The 18,235-nt window shown below is 71.2% G+C and carries 9 protein-coding genes; 2 read left to right on the forward strand and 7 right to left on the reverse strand.

The window, feature by feature from the left end; all coding sequences use genetic code 11:
* Positions 1-140: 140 nt before the first annotated feature.
* The 6 genes from ACH4KB_RS07115 to eccD form a co-directional block, all read right to left on the reverse strand.
* Entirely contained in the window at positions 141-3,842 is a 3,702-nt protein-coding gene (locus ACH4KB_RS07115) for an AAWKG family protein (protein WP_398064416.1), read from the reverse strand.
* Between the two features lie 110 nt (positions 3,843-3,952).
* Complete coding sequence (locus tag ACH4KB_RS07120; RefSeq protein ID WP_398064418.1) at positions 3,953-4,441, reverse strand: type VII secretion system-associated protein; 489 nt, start codon at positions 4,439-4,441, stop codon at positions 3,953-3,955.
* A 176-nt stretch (positions 4,442-4,617) separates the two neighbouring features.
* A complete protein-coding gene (locus tag ACH4KB_RS07125) occupies positions 4,618-4,947 on the reverse strand; it encodes a WXG100 family type VII secretion target (protein WP_398064419.1) in 330 nt (109 codons plus the stop codon).
* An 88-nt stretch (positions 4,948-5,035) separates the two neighbouring features.
* Positions 5,036-5,392 (reverse strand): hypothetical protein, encoded by a 357-nt coding sequence (locus ACH4KB_RS07130; RefSeq protein WP_398064421.1) that lies wholly within the window; start codon positions 5,390-5,392, stop codon positions 5,036-5,038.
* A gap of 412 nt (positions 5,393-5,804) precedes the next feature.
* The gene (eccB, locus tag ACH4KB_RS07135; RefSeq protein WP_398064423.1) at positions 5,805-7,253 is read right to left on the reverse strand and encodes a type VII secretion protein EccB; all 1,449 of its coding nucleotides are present in this window, start codon (positions 7,251-7,253) and stop codon (positions 5,805-5,807) included.
* 21 nt (positions 7,254-7,274) lie between these two features.
* Entirely contained in the window at positions 7,275-8,675 is a 1,401-nt protein-coding gene (gene eccD / locus ACH4KB_RS07140) for a type VII secretion integral membrane protein EccD (RefSeq protein WP_398064425.1), read from the reverse strand.
* 563 nt (positions 8,676-9,238) lie between these two features.
* Here eccD and eccCa point away from each other — a divergent pair.
* The gene (eccCa, locus tag ACH4KB_RS07145; protein ID WP_398064684.1) at positions 9,239-13,204 is read left to right on the forward strand and encodes a type VII secretion protein EccCa; all 3,966 of its coding nucleotides are present in this window, start codon (positions 9,239-9,241) and stop codon (positions 13,202-13,204) included.
* 238 nt (positions 13,205-13,442) lie between these two features.
* Here eccCa and ACH4KB_RS07150 read toward each other — a convergent pair whose 3' ends face one another.
* On the reverse strand, positions 13,443-14,630 hold the full coding sequence (locus ACH4KB_RS07150) for a S8 family serine peptidase (RefSeq protein ID WP_398064427.1): 1,188 nt from the start codon (positions 14,628-14,630) through the stop codon (positions 13,443-13,445).
* Between the two features lie 222 nt (positions 14,631-14,852).
* On the opposite strand from ACH4KB_RS07150, the gene ACH4KB_RS07155 reads away from it, so the two are divergent.
* Complete coding sequence (locus tag ACH4KB_RS07155) at positions 14,853-18,161, forward strand: right-handed parallel beta-helix repeat-containing protein (protein ID WP_398064429.1); 3,309 nt, start codon at positions 14,853-14,855, stop codon at positions 18,159-18,161.
* The last annotated feature ends 74 nt before the right edge of the window (positions 18,162-18,235 follow it).

The raw sequence follows: 18,235 nt of genomic DNA on the forward strand, positions 1-18,235 counted from the left end.
CCCTTCCACCTGCGCGTACACCATTCTGTCGTACGCGTGTGCGTGCTACGAACTCCCCTGCGCCTGAACGGTGTCCGAGGCGGCCGGAACCGTCTCCTACCGCTCCCGCGCGGTATCCGCCGTGACCGGCGCATCGCTCCCTAGCGTCCGATCACCGCCGGTGCGCCGCCTTCGTCGGTGCCCCAGACGTCATCGTCCTCCGGCACCCAGGAGTCGCGGGTCCGCTCGCCGCTCTGGGTCGCGGTCTGGCCCGGCGCGCCGCCCGCGCCCGGGGCGCCGCCGGCCATCGGCGGGAGGAAGGGCGAACTGCCGGCGGTCGGGCCGCCGGCCGCCACCCGCACCTCGTCGTCGGCGTAGCGCCCGCCCGAGCCGGGAACCGGGGCCCCCGGCCGCGCGCGGCGGTTCCGCGAGACCGAACCGTCGATGACGTTGCGGACGCGCTCACCGGAGTCCGACTGGCCTCCTCCGCCGCCCATGCCGCCACCCATGCCGCCACCCATTCCGCCACCCATGCCACCGCCCATTCCGCCCCCCATCGGGGCACCGCTGCCGCCGCCTTCGCCCCCGCCGTAGCTACTGGGACCGGGGAACGGCCCGCTGTTCAGGAGCGGGCGGTTGTGGCTCGGCGCGTTCGACCCGCCGGATGCCCCGTTGCCCGCCAGGGGCGACTCGTAAGGCTGGTCGTCGAACAGCTCCTCCTCGTAGGACATGGGGTCGTACGAGGGGGGCGTGTGGCTGGAGAGTCCGTCGCCGAAGGAACCGGGATGGAGGGAACCGTTGTTGAGCTGGCCGGATTCGAAGCGGGACGGGCCGGACTCGTCCAGGTAGCCGGAGACGGTCGAGCCGTCGGGCCGGGTGATGGTGGTGGTGCCGGTGTCCGGGTTGATCGTCTGCGTGGAGCCGTCCGGGAACTCCGTGACCACGTTGCCGCCGGGATCCAGGTGCGTGACGCTGCCGCCGGGGTTGGACAGCAGGTCCCCGGTGTTGAGCGGACCGGAGATGACGGAGCCGTCGGGCCGGGTGATGGTCGAGGAGTGCGTGTTCGGGTCGATCGTGACCTTGGAGCCGTCGGGGAATTCGGTGATCACGCGGCCGTCCGCGTCGAGCCGCGACTCACCACCGCCGGGGAGTTCGAGCGGGCCGTCGTTGACCGGTCCGGTGATGGGGGTGGATGACAGGTCGGGAATGTCGCCGCTCCCGAAGAGGTCCCGCCGGGAGCTGTCGAGCCTGGACTCCGCCTCGGCCTGCCGGCGCTCCTGCTCCTGCCGGACTTCCTCCTGCTTGGCCTCGGCCTCCTTCTGCCGGGCCTCCTGCTCGGCCCGGACCTCGTCCTGCTTGGCCTCGGCCTCCTGCTGCCGGGCTTCCTGCTCCGCCCGGACCTCGTCCTGCTTGGCTTCCTGCTCCTCGCGCAGCCGGTCCTGCTTGGCTTCCTGCTCCTCGCGGATGCGGTCCTGCTTCTGCTCGGCCTCGGCCTGCTTCTGCTCGGCCTCCTTCTGCCGGGCCTCCTGCTCGGCCCTGGCCTCGGCCTCCTTGGCCTCCTGCTTGGCCTCCTGCTCCGCCTGCTTCTGCTCCGCCTTCGCCTCGGCCTCGGCCTGCTTCTGCTCCTGCTCGGCCTGCTGCTGCTCCTGACGCTCTTCCTGCTCGGTGCGGATGCGGTCCTGCTTCTGCTCGGCCTCGGCCTGCTTCTGCTCCGCCTCCTTCTCCTTGGCCTCCTGCTCGGCCCTGGCCTCCGCCTCCTTGGCCTCCTGCTTGGCCTCCTGCTCGGCCTGCTTCTGCTCCGCCTCCTTCTCCCTGGCTTCCTGTTCGGCCCTGGCCTCCGCCTCCTTGGCCTCCTGTTCGGCCCTGGCCTGAGCCTCCTTGGCCTCCTGCTCCTTCTTCGCCTCCTCCTGCTGGGTCTTCGCCTGGTTCATCTGCATCATCTGCATGTTCTCCGCACGAGCCTGGGCCTCGTCCTGCTTGGCCTCCTGCTCCTTGCGGATCTGCTCCTGCTTGGCCTCCTGCTCGGCCCGGAGCTGTTCCTGCTTGGCCTCCTGCTCGGCCTGCTTCTGCTCGGCCTCCTTCTCCTTGGCCTCCTGCTCGGCCTTGGCCTCCGCCTCCTTGGCCTCCTGCTCGGCCTTGGCCTCTGCCTCCTTGGCCTCCGCCTTGGCCTCCTGCTCCGCCGCCTTGGCCTCGGCTTCCTTCTCCTTGGCCTCCTGCTTGGCCTCCTGCTCGGCCTCCTTGGCGGCTGCCTTGGCCTCGGCCTCCTCCTCCTTGGCCTCGGCTTCCGCCTTGGCTTCCTTCTCCTTGCGCTCCGCTTCCGCCTTGGCCTCGGCCTCCTTGCGCTCGGCCTCAGCCTTGGCCTCAGCCGCCTTGCGCTCGGCCTCTTCCTTCTCCTTCTTCCGCTCCGCCTCAGCCTTGGCGGCCTGGTCCTTCTGCCACTGGATGAACTCTTCCTGCTTCCGCGCGGCGTCCTCGGCTGCCGCCTTGGCCGCGGCGGCGTCCGCCTCCGCCTTCTCCTCGGCGAGCTCGGCCTTCTCCTCCTTGTACTCGGACTCCAGCGTGTCGCTCGTCCCCCGCGAGTTGATCGATCCGAAGTCCAGCTCGCTGTTGCTCCAGCTGTCGCGCACCTTCGTCATGGCCGCGATCGCCGCCTTGTCGAGGTTCTCCTCGACGGTCTGCTTCCACATGAGAAGGGCCTTGTTGCCGACCTTCACCCAGGTGTCGAGCTCCTTGAGCTCACCGAAGTCCTCGGCGCCGACGGTCAGCGCCATGTCGCCCGTGCCGGTGATCTCCTCGATCGCCGCCTGGTTGCTGAAGTGCTCTTCCGAGATGTAGTTCGTCGTGGTGGTGTAGCCGCCGCCGTACGACCCGTGGGTCTCGATCTCGTACGTGATCTTCGTGATGTTGCGGTCCCAGACGTACTCCATGATCGCGGAGAGGAGGGTGTGCAGCACCACGAGCGGGTTGCCGTACTTGTACTGCCACTCGCTCCAGACGCCGTGGAGATCATTGACCGCTTCCTGGAAGGCCTTCTTCGCAGCCCGGATCTCGTTGCCCTGCCTGGAACCCCCCTCATCGCCGTTGCCGCCGCCGATCGGTTTCATGTCGTCGGCGTAGTCGGAGTACTGCTTGTTGATCTTGTTGATGAGGTCCCAGAAGACACCGGCGGCCTTGCCCCGCCAGGCCTTGTCCTTCTCCGTGCCGAGCCGGCTCTGCCACTCCTCCACGATCTGCTGCTGGGACGAGAAGAACGTGGCGACCCGGTCGAACGCCGAGGCGACGGTGTCGAAATTGGCCGGGGTCACGGAGTCGGGGTCGTTGACGGGGAGGCTGTTGAAGCTGAACCCGTAGGTGCCCTGACCAGGTTCGAAGATCATTTTCTCCAGGGCGAGCCCGGTGCCGTAGGCGTAGCGTGCGGTAGGGGTGGTGTCCCAGGTCGGCTTGCCGTCCATCCCCAGGTGGCCGTCGATGCCGCTGGAGAACTGTCCGCCCTCCTGCCACCCCTGGCTCGGTATCCGTCCGTCCCCCTTGCTGCCGAGCAGGGTGATGCGTGCCCGGTACATCGACACGTCGGAGCCCGTCCCGCCCTTGGCGTGGTAGAAGGGGATGACGAAGTCGGTGTTCTTGATGTCGGAACCGGCGTTCTCGTAGAGCCAGTTCAGGTCTTCGGTGTCGACGTAGTCGACATAGCCCACGTCGGAGATCTCCACCTTCATCAGGGGGATGCCCTCATTGCCGACGAGCGAGTCGAACAGGTCGTTCCGGTTCGGCGCCTTGAAGCCCGTGAAGAAGCCGACCGCCTCGGCCCACTGGTCGTTGGAACCGCCGAGGTCGTCGGTGACCTTGCTGGAGTCGAGCGCCATGCCGAATGCCTTTTCGTCAGGGGAGACAGGGGTGCGGGCGGGGGACGGCCCGCCGGACCGGGGGCGTGCGGAGGGGCGTCGGCCGGGTCACCGGCCGACGGCGACGAAGGTCAGTCGTCCTCGTCGTTGTCCGAGCCGCCACCGGCGGATTCGGAGAGCACCTCGTCCACACCCTCGAAGAAGTCGACCATGTCCTTGCCGTCGATCTTCTCCAGGTTGCCGTCCTGGGTCTTGAACAGCTCCGCGATGGTCTCCTCCAGGTCCTCCTCGATCTGCTCGAAGAGTTCGACCTGGAGCTTGAGGATGTCGTCGAGCTGGTCGACCAGTCCGTTCAGGCACTTGACCAGGTAACCGCCGTTGGTGCGGCCGTTCTCGTCACCCGCCATCGTCCCGATCGCGAGCGGCCTCGCCTGCCCGTCGAAGAACCCTGCCGCGGTCTTCGACCCGTCGTCGCCGCCCTGCAGCGAGGGAATCGCCGGCACGCCGTCCGTGCTGTCCTCGCGCATCTTCTTGATCTCGGCGAGGAACGGGACGAGGTCGTCGTCGAGGAAGCTCTGCAGCCACGCCTTGTTGAGATTGAGTGCGGGTGCTTCCGCCATGTCGCGCTTCTCCAGTCTTCCGGGATGTCCAGGGGCTCTCGGGGCCGGTGCGCCCTCCGCCGACGACCCGCTGGGACCGCGGCGGACGGCGCGCCCCGACTACGGCGGGGCGGCCGTGCGCGCGAGGACGCACGCGAACGGCCGCCCGGGAAGGACCAGGGGCGCGCCGCCCCGGGTCAGCTGCCGATGCGCACGCTCTCCCAGAGCGACTTCAGTGAGTTCTCGCTGTACTGGTAGCTGCCCGAGACATCGTTCAGCAGGGCCGAGTGCTCGGCGAGTATGCGCTTCATCTCCTCGACCGCGTTGTTCCAGGACGCCTGCTTCTGGGCGTACGCGGCCTTGTCCTCACCTTCCCAGCTGCGCTGGAGCTCCTGGAGTTCGGCTTCCAGGTTGGTGAGGATGCTGTCGATCGCCTTGGTCTGCTGGACCATGTCGTCGGCGGCGTTCTCCATGTGGGAGTAGTCGACGTAGATCTGGCCGTCGGTGAAGTCAAGCGGGGGGGTCATGGTCTTCCTCGTCTCGCGGCAGGTGCGTCAGGGACAGTGGTGTGCGGAGCCCGGTCACCCGTCAGGGCTCCGGGTACGCGAGGAGTGGTCAGCGGCCCCCGGTGGAACCGGCGAGCGCGTTGAAGATCTCCTCGGAGCGGTTGAACGCCTGCTGGATCGAGTCGTTCGAGTTGTTCTGCTGGATGCCCTGCGCGCGCATGGTCTCCTCCAGCGTCGTGATCATGTCGCGGAGGTTGCTGGAGATGATCTCCGCCTGCTGGTCCCACCGGTCGAGCAGCTTCTGGAACGCGCCACCGTCGCTGCCGGCGTAGCCGGAGGCGAGGTTGTGCTTCATGTTCTCCACGTCCTGGCGGCTGCTCTGCACGCCGGTGAAAGCCATCTCCAGTGCGGTGACACCGTTCTGAGTGGCTGACGCCAGTGACTGCTGTGCGCCCGTACCTGCCATGTTGCTGCGCCTCCTGATGTGTCGCGCCGCGGGGTTCCGGTTCCCGCGTGGCGCGGTGCCTGGCCGGACGCGGCCGGAAGACCGGCATCCGAATGGTCTGGACGAACGGAGCCTAAAGAAAAGGGCGTTGAGGATTCAATGCCTTGCGTCATCTCCTCGGCCCCGGCCCCGCTTTTGGGGTGATTCGTGAAGGAGATTTGATCTGGATCTGAGGTGGGCACCTTGTGGAATCACCTTCCGAATGGATCGGCCCCCGTGCCCGAACGGGCAATGCCCGTTCGGGCACGGGGAATTGCCGGATCCCTTCGGGGAGGAAGACGGCGGATCCCCGCCCCCCGTTGTCACGACACACGCATTTATCAGCCGCGCCACAGGAAATTCACCTCCTCCGGTACGAGCCCCCGCCGGGCACTCATGTCCGCGTACAGCGGGGGGCCGTGTTCGTGTTCCGCCCCACGGCCGCAGCCTCCTTGGTGAGGTCCGGCCCGGTCGGCAGCATGGCCAGCAGCGGCGCGGGCAGGCCCCGTGCCTGGCCCTCGCTGTAACCGAGGGCGGCGAGTCCGTCCGCCGTGCCGACCCGGTACTTCATTCCCGTGTCCGTCACCAGGTAGACCGTGGTGCCGAGCGTGCTCCCGCTCGCCCCGAGCGCGCGCACCAGGGACCCGCCGCCCGGCCGCACGCTGATCGTGCCGACCGGCATGCAGGCCGGGGTGAGGCCCTCGGGCGGCGCCTGTGCGGCGGGGCCCAGAGTGCCCGTCCCGGTCAGCGCCACGCTGACGCGCGGTCCGCGCTCGCTCGGCTGGACCCGGATGCATACGGTTCGGTCCTCGCCGAGTGCCACCGCCTCCGGCGGCTCCGAGGGCAGGTTCGTCTCCTCCGCGCCGCCCTCCGCGCCGGGGGCCAGCCGGCCGCTCAGCGCATCCGCGCCCAGCGTCACGACGTTCGCCGCGCCTCCCCCGTACACCTTCTCGCGGGTCTCCGGGTCGCCGAGCACCAGCGCGGCCCCGGTCGCCGTGAGCGGCGTCAGGCCCTGCTGGCGCAGCAGGTAGTAGCGGTCGGCGGAGCCCGGCACGGTGACCCGGAAGACCTGGCCGATCCGGGACTGCGCACCGCCCAGCGAGGGGCCCTTCCTGCCCTTGCCCAGTACGTTCGGCGGGCGCAGGTCGGGCCCTGAGGGCAGAGCGTTCAGGAAGGCGGCGGAGACGGGCAGCTGGGGCGTGGAGCCGTAGCCGAGGGCCTCGCGGGCGCGGGTGTCGTCGTCGAGCAGCAGCTTGCTGCCGCGCCAGACCAGGTAGTCGGCCTTGTCCGGCCCCTTGACCAGCATGGCCTGGTCGGTGGGCAGCCCGGCGGCGTCCGCCGGCAGGCCCACCGCGACGGTGGTGCCCGTCTTTGCGGTCCCGCTGCCCGAACAGACCTGCCAGGGGCCCGTATCCAGGTCCGCGCTGCCGGGCAGGGCGTCCGGGGCGCCGCTGATGCCGACGGGCGCCCCGTGCGGCGTACCGCTCAGGGACTTGGAACCGACCGTCACCGCCTTCATGTCGGCGCCCGCGAGCAGCCGCGCCGACGCGTAGTTGCGCACCGGGCGCAGCCGCCCCTCCAGGTAGAGATAGCGGGACCCCGTGTCCTTGTTCACGACGAGGGTCCCGGCTGCCTTCCAGGAGTCCTTGGTTCCAGGCTTGAGGAGGCCGAGGACGAAGGAGCCGGCCGACAGCAGGACGGCGATGACGATGCCGATCACCACGCCCCGGTTGGTCCGCCCCTGCGGGCTCTCCGGGGCGTCGGGGTCGGCGCGGAGCAGGCCGGAGGTCAGCCGGCCCATGACGAACATGTGAGCCTGGACCTGGTCGCGTTTGGACTGCATGACAGTGGGTCTCCCTTCCGGTCAGCCGTTGAGGGACCGCAGGGCGCCGTACACGCCGAGCACCCACAGGGCGAGCGGAAGCACGGCGATCGCCAGGGCCGAGTGGAGCACTTCGCCCGCGCGGCCCCAGTACGGGACGAGCCGGCGCCCGGGCACGGTCCAGGCGACGATGGCGACCGCGGCAGCCGCCGCGAGCAAGCCCGCGGCCGTGACAAGGCGGTTCCCCGGGGTCGCGGCGGGAGCGGCGACCAGCACCAGCAGGAGCAGCCCGAGCACCCCCGGGACCACCAGGGACATGCGCTGCCAGATGTTGCCGAGGCCACGGGCGTGCAGGACGAGCAGCAGGCACAACGCCACCGTCATGATGATCTCGGCCAGTTCGCGCTCCCATGCCAGGACGACCACGCACGCGGCGCCGACCAGGCCCACCGCTCCGTAGAGCGACGTCATCCAGCCGTCGGCGAGGATGGCGCGGGCCGAGACCGCGGAGGCGGCGTGCGGCTCGATGCCCTCCTGCAGTTGCTGGGCGTTGGTCGGCAGGGGAGGCATCCGCATCCCGGACATCCGGAAGGCCAGCGAGGGTACGAACGCCCCCAGGACCACCGAGAGGACGGCGAGGATCCCGGCGGCGTGCACCGGCGCCAGGTCCGTCGTGAGGAGCAGGACGGCGGCGATCGCGGCGAACAGCGAGACGACGGCGACGCTCAGAAAGAGCGCGGCGAACGCGGCCACGACGGCGAGCGTGAGCACCGCCCCGCCGGCCATCGCCGCACTGGCCGCGAGCAGCCGCGCCCCCAGCGTCTCGTAGGCGTGCGGCCCGCTGAGCTCCCCGCCGGGCAGCAGCCAGCCGGCCAGCGCCAGATAGGGCCCGACCATGAACCCGAGCGCGGCTCCGGCACCGGCGTCCCCGACCGCCCGGCTCGCCGCGCCGGCGCCCGCGAGCAGGAGGAGGCCGGCCGCGGTCCCGAAGACGGACCGGGACAGCGAGGATCCGCCGGGCCAGGCGATCACCAGGACACCGCCGATGAGCACCGCGACAACGATGCCGAGCAGCACCCAGCGGCTCACCTTGGGGGTCCAGCCGAAGGGGTGGTCGCGCATCGTGGTGGCGATGCCGTCGACCAGATCGTCGAGGTGCACCTCGGGCAGAGCCTCGTCGCGCGGCCGGAGGTAGAGGGTGTCGCCGTCGCGCAGACCGTAGGAGTCGAGGGTGAGTTCCTCGTCCAGCGGTTCGCCGCCGAGCCGCTGGAGCACCCAGCCGCCGTGGTCGATACCGGCTTCTTCGAGGTTGTCGCCCGCGTAGCCGAGCACGGCGGGCAGCAGGTCCGCCACGGGGACGTCGGCGGGTACGGCGAGATCGATGCTCTTGGCAGGAGCTCGTACCGTCAGACGGCACAGCTCGGCCACCTGAGTGTCAGTCATCGAGATAGCTCACGCTTCTCCGGTTGCGGCTGAGAACGGACGGGGGAACAGGGGCCGGCGGACCGGTGAACACTCCTGCTTCGGTGGGGGGTTCCAAACCATTGGACAGCGACGGTTGTTGACGACCAATACAGCGATCGTAATATCAGCGGCCTAGTCTGGATCACGTGGCCCGCACAGTGGAATACGAAACGGTCGTCCGTGTCCGGTGAATTGCGGCGTGGCGGGCCGTGCGGCACGAAGGGCGGTTCGGCATGCGCGGTTTCGGCCGGGAAGACGGTTCCACATGCGCTGTCCCGGCCGGGAATACGTCCGCGCGGACCATGAGCCGAAGCCGTGATGTAGCGGAACTGTGACACAGCGGTTCGGCGCCCACTCCCGTCCGGCGCGGGTGCCCCGGGCGGACTTCAGACCCCGGCCGGGGCGCGGCGTAGGGTGCGTGCACGGCGAAGGCCCGTCCGCGTCCCGGCCCGGCCGACGGCGGCGCGTGGCGCGTGGCGCGCCCTGCGACGCCGTTCGGCCCGCTCTCCCCCCATGTCCCTGAAGGAGACGGTTCCTTGAGTGTGATCCTGTTCCGCCGCCCGGCCCGACGCCGGGGCCCGGAGATGCCCGACGGGGAGCTGAATCTCCAGGAACCGCCGATCCTCCCCGAGACGGTGCCCGACACCTCCGCCGTGTGGACGTACCTGCCCATGGCACTGATGTCGGTCTCGATGATGTTCATGTTCATGCGCCCCGGTATGACCCGGGGCTCCGGCGGGTTCATCTACATCGCCCTGGGCCTGATGGTCCTCGGCGCCGCCGCGATGTTCATCGGCCAGTTCATGCGCCGGGCCGCGGAGCGCAAGCAGAAGCTCAAGGGCGAGCGCCGGGACTACCTGCGCTACCTCACCCAGATCCGGCGCAAGGTGCGCGGCGCGGTCGTGGACCAGCAGCAGGCCCTGGCCTGGCGGCACCCCGAGCCCGCCGCCCTGTGGTCGATGACCGGCACCACCCGGCTGTGGGAGCGCCGCCCCCGGGACGAGGACTTCGGCGAGATCCGGATGGCCGTCGGCGAGCAGAAGCTGAGCCTGAAGCTGACGTCGAGCTCGACGAACCCCGTGGAGGACCTGGAGCCGCTCAGCGCGCACGCGTTGCGCAGCTTCGTCCGCGCCTACTCGACGGTGCCGGAACAGCCCATCGCGATATACCTGCGCGCCTGGGCCCGGGTGCTGTTCCAGGGCGACGAGGAGCGGATACGTTCTCTGGCGCGGGCGCTGCTCGCCCAGTTGGCCACCTTCCACTCGCCGGACGACGTATGGATCGCCTTCTGCGTCTCCGACGAGCGGCGCGCGCACTGGGAGTGGACGAAGTGGCTCCCCCACAGCCTCCACCCGCACGACACCGACGGCGCGGGTCCGACCCGGATGACCGTCTCCGCCTGGGGCGAGCTGGAGAACCTCCTCGGCGCCGAGTTCATGGAGCGGCCGCAGTTCGACCCGGACGCGGTGCCCGGACGCGAGGAGCCGTTCACCGTGATCGTCGTGGACGGCGGGGTCGTCCCGGCGGGCCACCGCCTGGACGGTCCCGGCTTCCGCAACACGGTCGTCCTGGACCTCAGCGGTGCGCTCTCCTGGCGGCCCGGCCGTATCACCCTGCGCTTCAAGGTCGACGAGGACGAACTCGGCCTGGTGCGCACCGACCGCGAGCGCAAGGAGCAGCTCACCCGGCTCGGCAGGCCCGACGGCTTCGGACTGACCGGCGCGGTGTCGCTCGCCCGGCGGCTCGCCCCGTACCGCATGGGCCTGGGCTCGGCTTCGGACTCCTCCGAGCCGCTCTCCTCCAACGTGGAACTGACCACGCTGCTAGGCATTCCCGACCTGCACCGCCATGACCCGAACACGCTGTGGCAGCAGCACACCGGCCCCAACCGGCTCAAGGTGCCGATCGCGGTCGGCGCGGACGGCGAGCCGGTCGAGCTGGACATCAAGGAGTCGGCCCAGGGCGGCACCGGGCCGCACGGGATGCTGATCGGCGCCACCGGTTCCGGCAAGAGCGAGCTCCTGCGGACCCTGGTCCTCTCGCTCGCCCTGACGAACTCCTCGGAGACGCTCAACTTCGTCCTGGTCGACTTCAAGGGCGGTGCCACCTTCCTGGGTCTTGAGGACCTCCCGCACACCTCCGCCGTCATCACCAACCTGGCGGGCGAGGCGGCGCTGGTCGGCCGCATGCAGGACGCCCTGCACGGCGAGCTGATGCGGCGGCAGGAGCTGCTGCGCTCGGCGGGCAACTACACCTCCGCGCTGGACTACGAGAAGGCTCGCGCATCGGGCGTCCCGCTGGAGCCGTTGCCCAGTCTGTTCGTCGTCGTCGACGAGTTCAGCGAGCTGTTGGCGGCCCATCGCGAGTTCATGGAGCTGTTCGTGATGATCGGCCGCCTCGGCCGGTCCCTCGGCGTGCACTTGCTGCTCGCCTCGCAGCGCCTGGACGAGGGCCGCATGCACCAGTTGGAGAGCCACCTCTCCTACCGGATCGGTCTGCGAACGTTCTCCGCGATGGAGAGCCGCGGCGTGCTCGGCGTGCCCGATGCCTACCAACTGCCGTCGGCCCCCGGCAGCGGCTTCCTCAAGTCGGGTGTGGAGGCGCTGACCCGGTTCCGCGCCGCCTACGTCTCCGGCCCGTACCAGCAGCGCCGCGGCAGTGCCAACCAGGCGCGGGTGGCGAGCCAGACCGTGCCGTGGACCAGCAGTTACGTCGTACCGCGCCAGCTCCCCGACACACCGGAGCCCGAGCCCGAGCAGCAGGAGGAGACCGGCGAGACCCTGCTCTCGGTCGCCGTGGACCGGCTGCTCACCGCCGGCCCGCCGGCCCACCAGGTGTGGCTGCCGCCTCTGGACCTCCCCGCCACGCTCGACCAGGTGCTGCCGCCGCTCACCCCGCACCCCGAGTACGGGCTGACGACCGACGCGGCGCACCGCGGGCGGCTCACCATCCCCCTCGGCATCATCGACCGCCCCTTCGACCAGCTCCGCGACCTGCTGACCGTCGACCTCTCGGGCGCGGGCGGGCACATCGCCATCGCGGGCGGCCCGCAGAGCGGCAAGAGCACGATGGTCCGGACGATCATCACCGCGCTGGCGCTCACCCACACCCCCCGGGAGGTCCAGTTCTACTGCCTCGACTTCGGCGGCGGCGCGCTCGCCGGGCTGGCCGGACTGCCGCACGTCAGCGGGGTCGCGGCGCGACTGGACGCCGAGCGGGTGGGCCGTACGATAGCCGAGGTCACGACGCTGCTGGCGGAGCGCGAGCGGTTCTTCCTGGACAACGGCATCGACTCGATGGCGACCTTCCGCCGTCGGCTGGCCGCCGGGGAGTTCCCCGAGCACCACCACGGCGACGTGTTCCTGGTGATCGACGGTTGGTCGACGGTGCGCCAGGACTTCGACCGGCACATCCAGACGTTCGGCGCGATCGCCGCGCGCGGTCTGAACTACGGCATCCACCTGATCGTCACCACCGCCCGCTGGGTGGAGGTGACCTCCGCGATCCGGGACCAGGCCGCGACCCACCTGGAGCTGCGGATGGGTGACCCGATGGACTCCGAGATCGACAACCGGCGCGCCGCGACCGTGCCCCGGCTCCCTGGGCGCGGCCTGACCCGGGACGCCAAGCTGCACTACCTCACGGCGCTGCCGCGCATCGACGGCGTCGAGTCCGTCGACGATCTCTCCGACGGGGTGGCCGGCCTGGTGGCGGCGGTCCGCGAGAGCTGGCAGGGCCCGCCCGCCCCGCAGGTGCGGATGCTGCCGACTCGCCTCAAGCTGTCCGAACTCCCGCCACCCAAGGGCGACTTCAAGATGCCCATCGGCCTGGAGGAGGAGCGCCTGTCGACCGTGTGGCACGACTTCTCCGAGACTCCCCACATGATCGTGGTCGGGGACACGGAGAGCGGCAAGACCAACATGCTGCGGATGACGGCCAAGGCCATCATGGACCGGTACACCCCGGCCGAGGCGCGGATCATGGTCGTGGACTACCGCCGTGCCCTGGTGGAGGCCATCCCGGACGCCTACCGGCTCGGCCACGCGGTGTCGATGGACGCCCTCAAGGAGCTGATCGGCGGGGCGGCACGGGCGGTCGCCGCGCGCGTACCGGGTCCGGAGATCACCCCGGCCCGGATGCGCACCTGCGACTGGTGGGACGGGCCGCGGCTGTTCATCCTCGTGGACGACTACGACATGCTCGGCACCAGTGCGATGAACGCGCCGTTCGACCCGCTGCTGAACCACCTCGCGCTCGGTTACGAGGTCGGTCTGCACATGGTCGTCGCCCGCTCCGCCGCCGGTGCCGGCCGCGGCCTGGGCGAGCCCATGCTGCGGCGCATGCAGGAGGTCAACACCCCGACGCTGCTGCTGTCGTGCCCGCCCTCGGAGGGCTTCATCCTGGGCAGCGTCAAGGGCCGCAACCTGCCACCGGGCCGGGGTACGCGGGTGACGCGCCGCAAACAGATCCAGGTGCAGACGGCCGTGCTGGAGGACGAGGAGTCCTGAGCGGCGGGCCCGGGTCTCCCGGCCCGTGACGGGGACGGGGGGCCCGGGCCCGCCCACGGGCCGGGACGCGCGGATGATCCCCGGCGCAGGGACGCCCGGGTCCGGGGGCGTACCGGACGACCAGGGACGGCCAGGGACGGCCAGGGACGGCCAGGGACGGCCAGAGCCCGCGAAGTCCCGCCGAACGCACGGGAGTTCCGAAGCCGCCCGCGCCCCGCCCGCAGCGCCCTGCGCCCCCTCAGCGCCCCGCAGGGCGCCAGTTGCGGGCCCGGCCGCGCGGGATCACCGCCGCGCCCGCCGCGACCAGCAGCACCACGCCGCCGCCCACACCCGCCACGATCAGCGCACGGTTACGGGGCTCCGCCGCGGGCGGCTGCGGGACCTCGGCCCGCTCCGGCCGGGGCGCCGCCCTCTTCTCGTCCGTGAGAACGGCCGTCAGGGCGGCGTACGGGTCGAGTCGCGGCGGGCTCGCCGGGTAGGCCGCCTCGGTCAGGCGGCGCGCCGTCCCGGCGGCCGAGAGCTTCGGGTGGCGCGCCCGTACCTGCGCCGCCGCTCCCGCGACGTGCGCGGCGGCGAACGAGGCTCCGTAGCCGATGAAGTGGCCCGAGCCCTCGGGGCCGATGCTCACCACCGCGTCACCGGGCGCCGCCAGGTCCGCCCCGCCCACCACGGGCGCGTTGGCGGGGCGCTGCCCGTCCGGACCGTAGTCCGTCACGCCGATCGCCCCCGGGGCGGCGGCGGGCCAGTACCAGGGCGCGGGCTTCGCGTTCCTCGGCAGGGCGTCCGGGGCGAGGGGGGCCACGACCAGCGCGTCCCTGTCGCTCGCGTAGGCGACGGCCTTCGTCAGCTCGGCCTTGCCGTCGGCCAGGGCGGCGGCGACGTAGATGACAGAGGCGCCCTCGTCGGCCGCCTCGCGGATGGCGGCGGCGACCTGGCCCACCGTGGCCCCGCCGCGCTCGTCCGTGCCCCGCACGGCCAGGATGCGGGCCTCGGGGGCCAGTCCGGCCGGCCCTGCGGCGGCGCCCGGGGCCGCCGCGATCAGACCGGCCGCGAACGTGCCGTGCCCGACGCAGTCCTTGCCCGCGTCCCCGATCGCGGTCACCCGGCCGGAGAGAGCCGGGGCCGACTCCCCGACCCCCGTGTCCACGACCGCGACCGTCTGTCCGGCGCCCTGGGAAAGCGGCCGTGCGCGGGCCGCCCCGAGCGCGCCCATGGTCCAGGGATCGGACCGGGCCTTCACCTTCGAGGCCTCGACGCAGGTGTCGTCCTCAGCCATGACGGAGCGTACGACGGGGAGTCCCACGGAATCGGCCACCGCGGGCACGGCGCCCGCGGCGACCAGCGCGGCCGGGATCACCATGAGCGACAGGGCGGCGGCGACGGCCGTGGCCCGTGGGCGGCGGGAGCGAACTCGGGCAGGGGGCATGGCGCGCATGATAGGCCGAACGGATGGCGGCGCGTCGTGCGGGATCCGGCACCCCGCTCATCGGATCCGGCCCGAACTGTCCTGTCCCACCTGGAACATCGCGGTACCGGTCCCGTAGCCTTCGTCGCGTGCGCACAGCTGCACGTTCCCGACGCGACCCGGTTTCCTTCCGGCGCCCGGCGGGAGAGGCAGGCAGCGGCACCACAAGGAGGAGGATCGGGCGTGTCACGGCAATTGCTCAGGGTCGGGTCGGACCAACCGGACAGCTTCCGGACGATCAGCGAGGCCCTGGACAAGGCACGCACGGGTGCGGTGATCCGGGTGCACCCCGGCCGCTATCCGGAGAACCTCACGGTCCGGACACGGGTAACCATCGTCGCCGACGGGGAGCCGGGCAGCGTCGAGATCTGCCCGCGCCGGGGCACCGCCGTCATCCTGGTGGCCGACGCCGTCATGCTCACCGACCTCACCCTGCGCGGCGGGAGCGAGGACCTGCCGGTCGTCGACGCCCCGCGCGGCCAAGTCGCCATGGACGGCTGCACGGTCGTCGGCTCCGGCTGGACGGCCGTGCTGGCCCGGGAGTCGGGCTCGGTCGCCATGCGCGACTGCCAGGTCAGCAACCCCAAGGGCGCCGGGCTCGTGGACTCCGCCCCCACGGGCAGCGTCATAGCGGGCTGCCGCATATCGAACCTCGGTACCTCCGGCGTCGTCATCGGCGCGGAGGCCCGGACGACGGTGCGGGACTGCCGCATCCTCGACGCGCGCGCCAACGGCGTGCTGGCCTCGGACGAGGCCCAGGGCCTGGTGGAGGACTGCGACATCTCCGGGACGGACAAGCCGTCCATCGCCCTGGAGGGCCGCAGCGGTACCCGGGTCCTGCGCACCACGGTGCACGACACGTCCGTCGGCGTCTACATCACCAGCTCCGCCCGCCCGTCCCTGGAAAACGTCTCCGTCAGCGACACCTCGGGCCCCGGCATCATGCTGGCCGTGAACGCCGACCCCGAGTTCCTCGGCTGCCGGACCTCCCGCACCAAGGGCAGCGGCCTGGTGGTCAGCGAACGCTCCCGGGGCACTTTCCAGCACTGCGAGTTCGACACAGCGGCCGCCCCGGCGATACGGGTGATCGACTCCAGCTCGCCCACGCTGATCGGCTGCGCGGTCCGCGACTGCGCGGACGCGAACGGCGCCGTCCTGCTGGAGGAGGACTCGACCGCCGAGTTCGACGAACTGCTGGTCAGCGACGCGGCCGGGGTCGCCGTCCGTATCCGCACCGGAGCCGACCCGCTGCTGCGCCGGGTACGGATCACCTCGCCGGGTGGCAACGGTGTCGAGGTGGCCGAGGACGGGCGCGGCCGGCTGGAGCACTGCGAGATCGACCGCGCGGGCGCCTCGGCGGTACGGATCGCCTCGGGCGGCAACCCCGACATCCGCGACACGGTCATGAGAGCGGCCGAGGACACCACCATCTCCGTCGGCACAGAGGGGCGGGGCACCGTCCGGGACTGCGCGGTCGAGTTCGCCGCGGCGGGCGGCATCACGGTGGACAACGGCGGTGAACTCTCCGTCCTGCGCGTCCACATCACCGACTCCGGCGCCCACGGCGTCCTGCTCGCCAACGGCTCCCGCGCCACCCTCGCTTCCTCGCAGGTCATCGGCAGCGTCGGCGACGGCATCCGGATCGACAGCGCCGAGCCCGTCACCGTCGCCGACTGCACCGTCCGCGACAACCGCGGTGCGGGCCTGCGGCAGACCCGGGTCAACGAACGCCTCACGATCGAGGGCCTCAACAGCGCCGGCAACGCGGTCCCGGACGCCTGGGGCGACACGCTGCCGCCGGACGTCGCCAACGGCGGCCCCGACGCGGCGAAGAAGGAGCCCGAGGGGCCGCTGGAGGAGCTGGAATCCCTCGTCGGCCTCGCCGAGGTCAAGAGCCAGGTGCGCATTCTGGTCAACCTGAACCAGCTGAACCAGCGCCGCACCCAGCTCGGCATGCCCGTCGCCCAGGTCAGCCGCCACCTCGTCTTCTCCGGGCCGCCCGGCACCGGCAAGACCACCGTGGCCCGGCTGTACGGCGGCATCCTGGCCGATCTCGGCGTCCTCAGGTCGGGGCACCTCGTGGAGGTCTCCCGCGCCGACCTGGTCGCTCAGGTGATCGGCGGTACGGCCATCAAGACCACCGAGGCGTTCAACGAGGCGCTGGGCGGGGTGCTGTTCATCGACGAGGCGTACACCCTGCTCTCCGACAGCAAGGGCTCCGGCGCCGACTTCGGCCGGGAAGCGGTTGACACGCTGCTGAAGCTGATGGAGGACCACCGCGACGACGTCGCCGTGATCGCCGCCGGGTACACCGGCGAGATGGCGAGCTTCCTCTCTTCCAACCCGGGCCTGTCCTCCCGGTTCACCCGGACCATCGACTTCGCCAACTACTCGGTGGACGAGCTGGTGACCATCACCGAGAACATGTGCCTGGGCCACCGCTACGAGCTCGCGCCCCAGACCCGCGAGGCGCTCGCCGGGCACTACCAGCGCATGCCGCGCGACGCCACGTTCGGCAACGGCCGTGCGGCCCGCCGGGTGTTCGAGGAGATGGTGGACCGCCAGGCGTCCCGGTTCGCCTCCATGAAGAATCCCGCCGAGAGCGACCTGGCCCTCCTGCTCCCCGAGGACGTGGCGCCCGACGCGGGCACGTCGGCGGACGACGGCCCCGGCTCCGAGGAACTCCTCGCCCAGCTGCACTCCATGATCGGCCTCACAGCGGTCAAGAACGAGGTGACCGCACTGGTCAACCTCCTCACCGCGACGAAGCAGCGCAAGGCCGCCGGGCTGCCCACCCCGAAGATCAGCAACCACCTCATCTTCTCCGGGCCTCCCGGTACGGGCAAGACCACCATCGCGCGACTGTACGCGGACCTGCTGCGCTCCCTCGGGGTACTGCCAAAGGGCCAGTTGGTCGAGGTGGCGCGGGCCGATCTGGTCGGCCGATACGTGGGCCACACCGCACAGTTGACCAAGGACGCCTTCGAACGCGCCATAGGCGGCGTGCTGTTCGTCGACGAGGCATACACGCTCACGCCGGAGGGCGCGACCTCCGACTTCGGCCGGGAGGCGGTCGACACGCTGCTGAAGCTGATGGAGGACCACCGCGACGAGGTCGTGGTCATCGCCGCCGGCTACACCCGCGAGATGCGCCGCTTCCTCGACTCCAACCCGGGCCTGGCCTCGCGGTTCTCGCGCACCGTGGAGTTCGAGAGCTACTCCACGGACGACCTGTTGCAGATCCTCTCCCAGCAGGCCGCCGGCTACGGGTACGACTGCTCGCCGGAGACGATCGCCGCGCTGCACGCCTACGTGGACTCCCTGCCGCGCGACCACTCCTTCGGCAACGCACGGACGGCCCGCCAGATCATGGAGGCGATGATGACGCGCCAGGCGGGCCGCCTCGGCGCGATGTCCGCCCCGAGCCTGGACGATCTGCGTCTGCTGCTCCCGGACGACCTGCCGCCGGAGGTGGCGGCGGTGCGGCACTGACCGGCCCGCTCGCTATTTCGCTCGCGGAGGCCGGGCCCGGCCGCTACCGTCCTCCGGACGCCGTGGACCGCCCG

The sequence above is a fragment of the Streptomyces sp. NPDC017520 genome (assembly GCF_044329855.1).
In the GTDB taxonomy this organism is placed as follows: Bacteria; Actinomycetota; Actinomycetes; order Streptomycetales; family Streptomycetaceae; genus Streptomyces.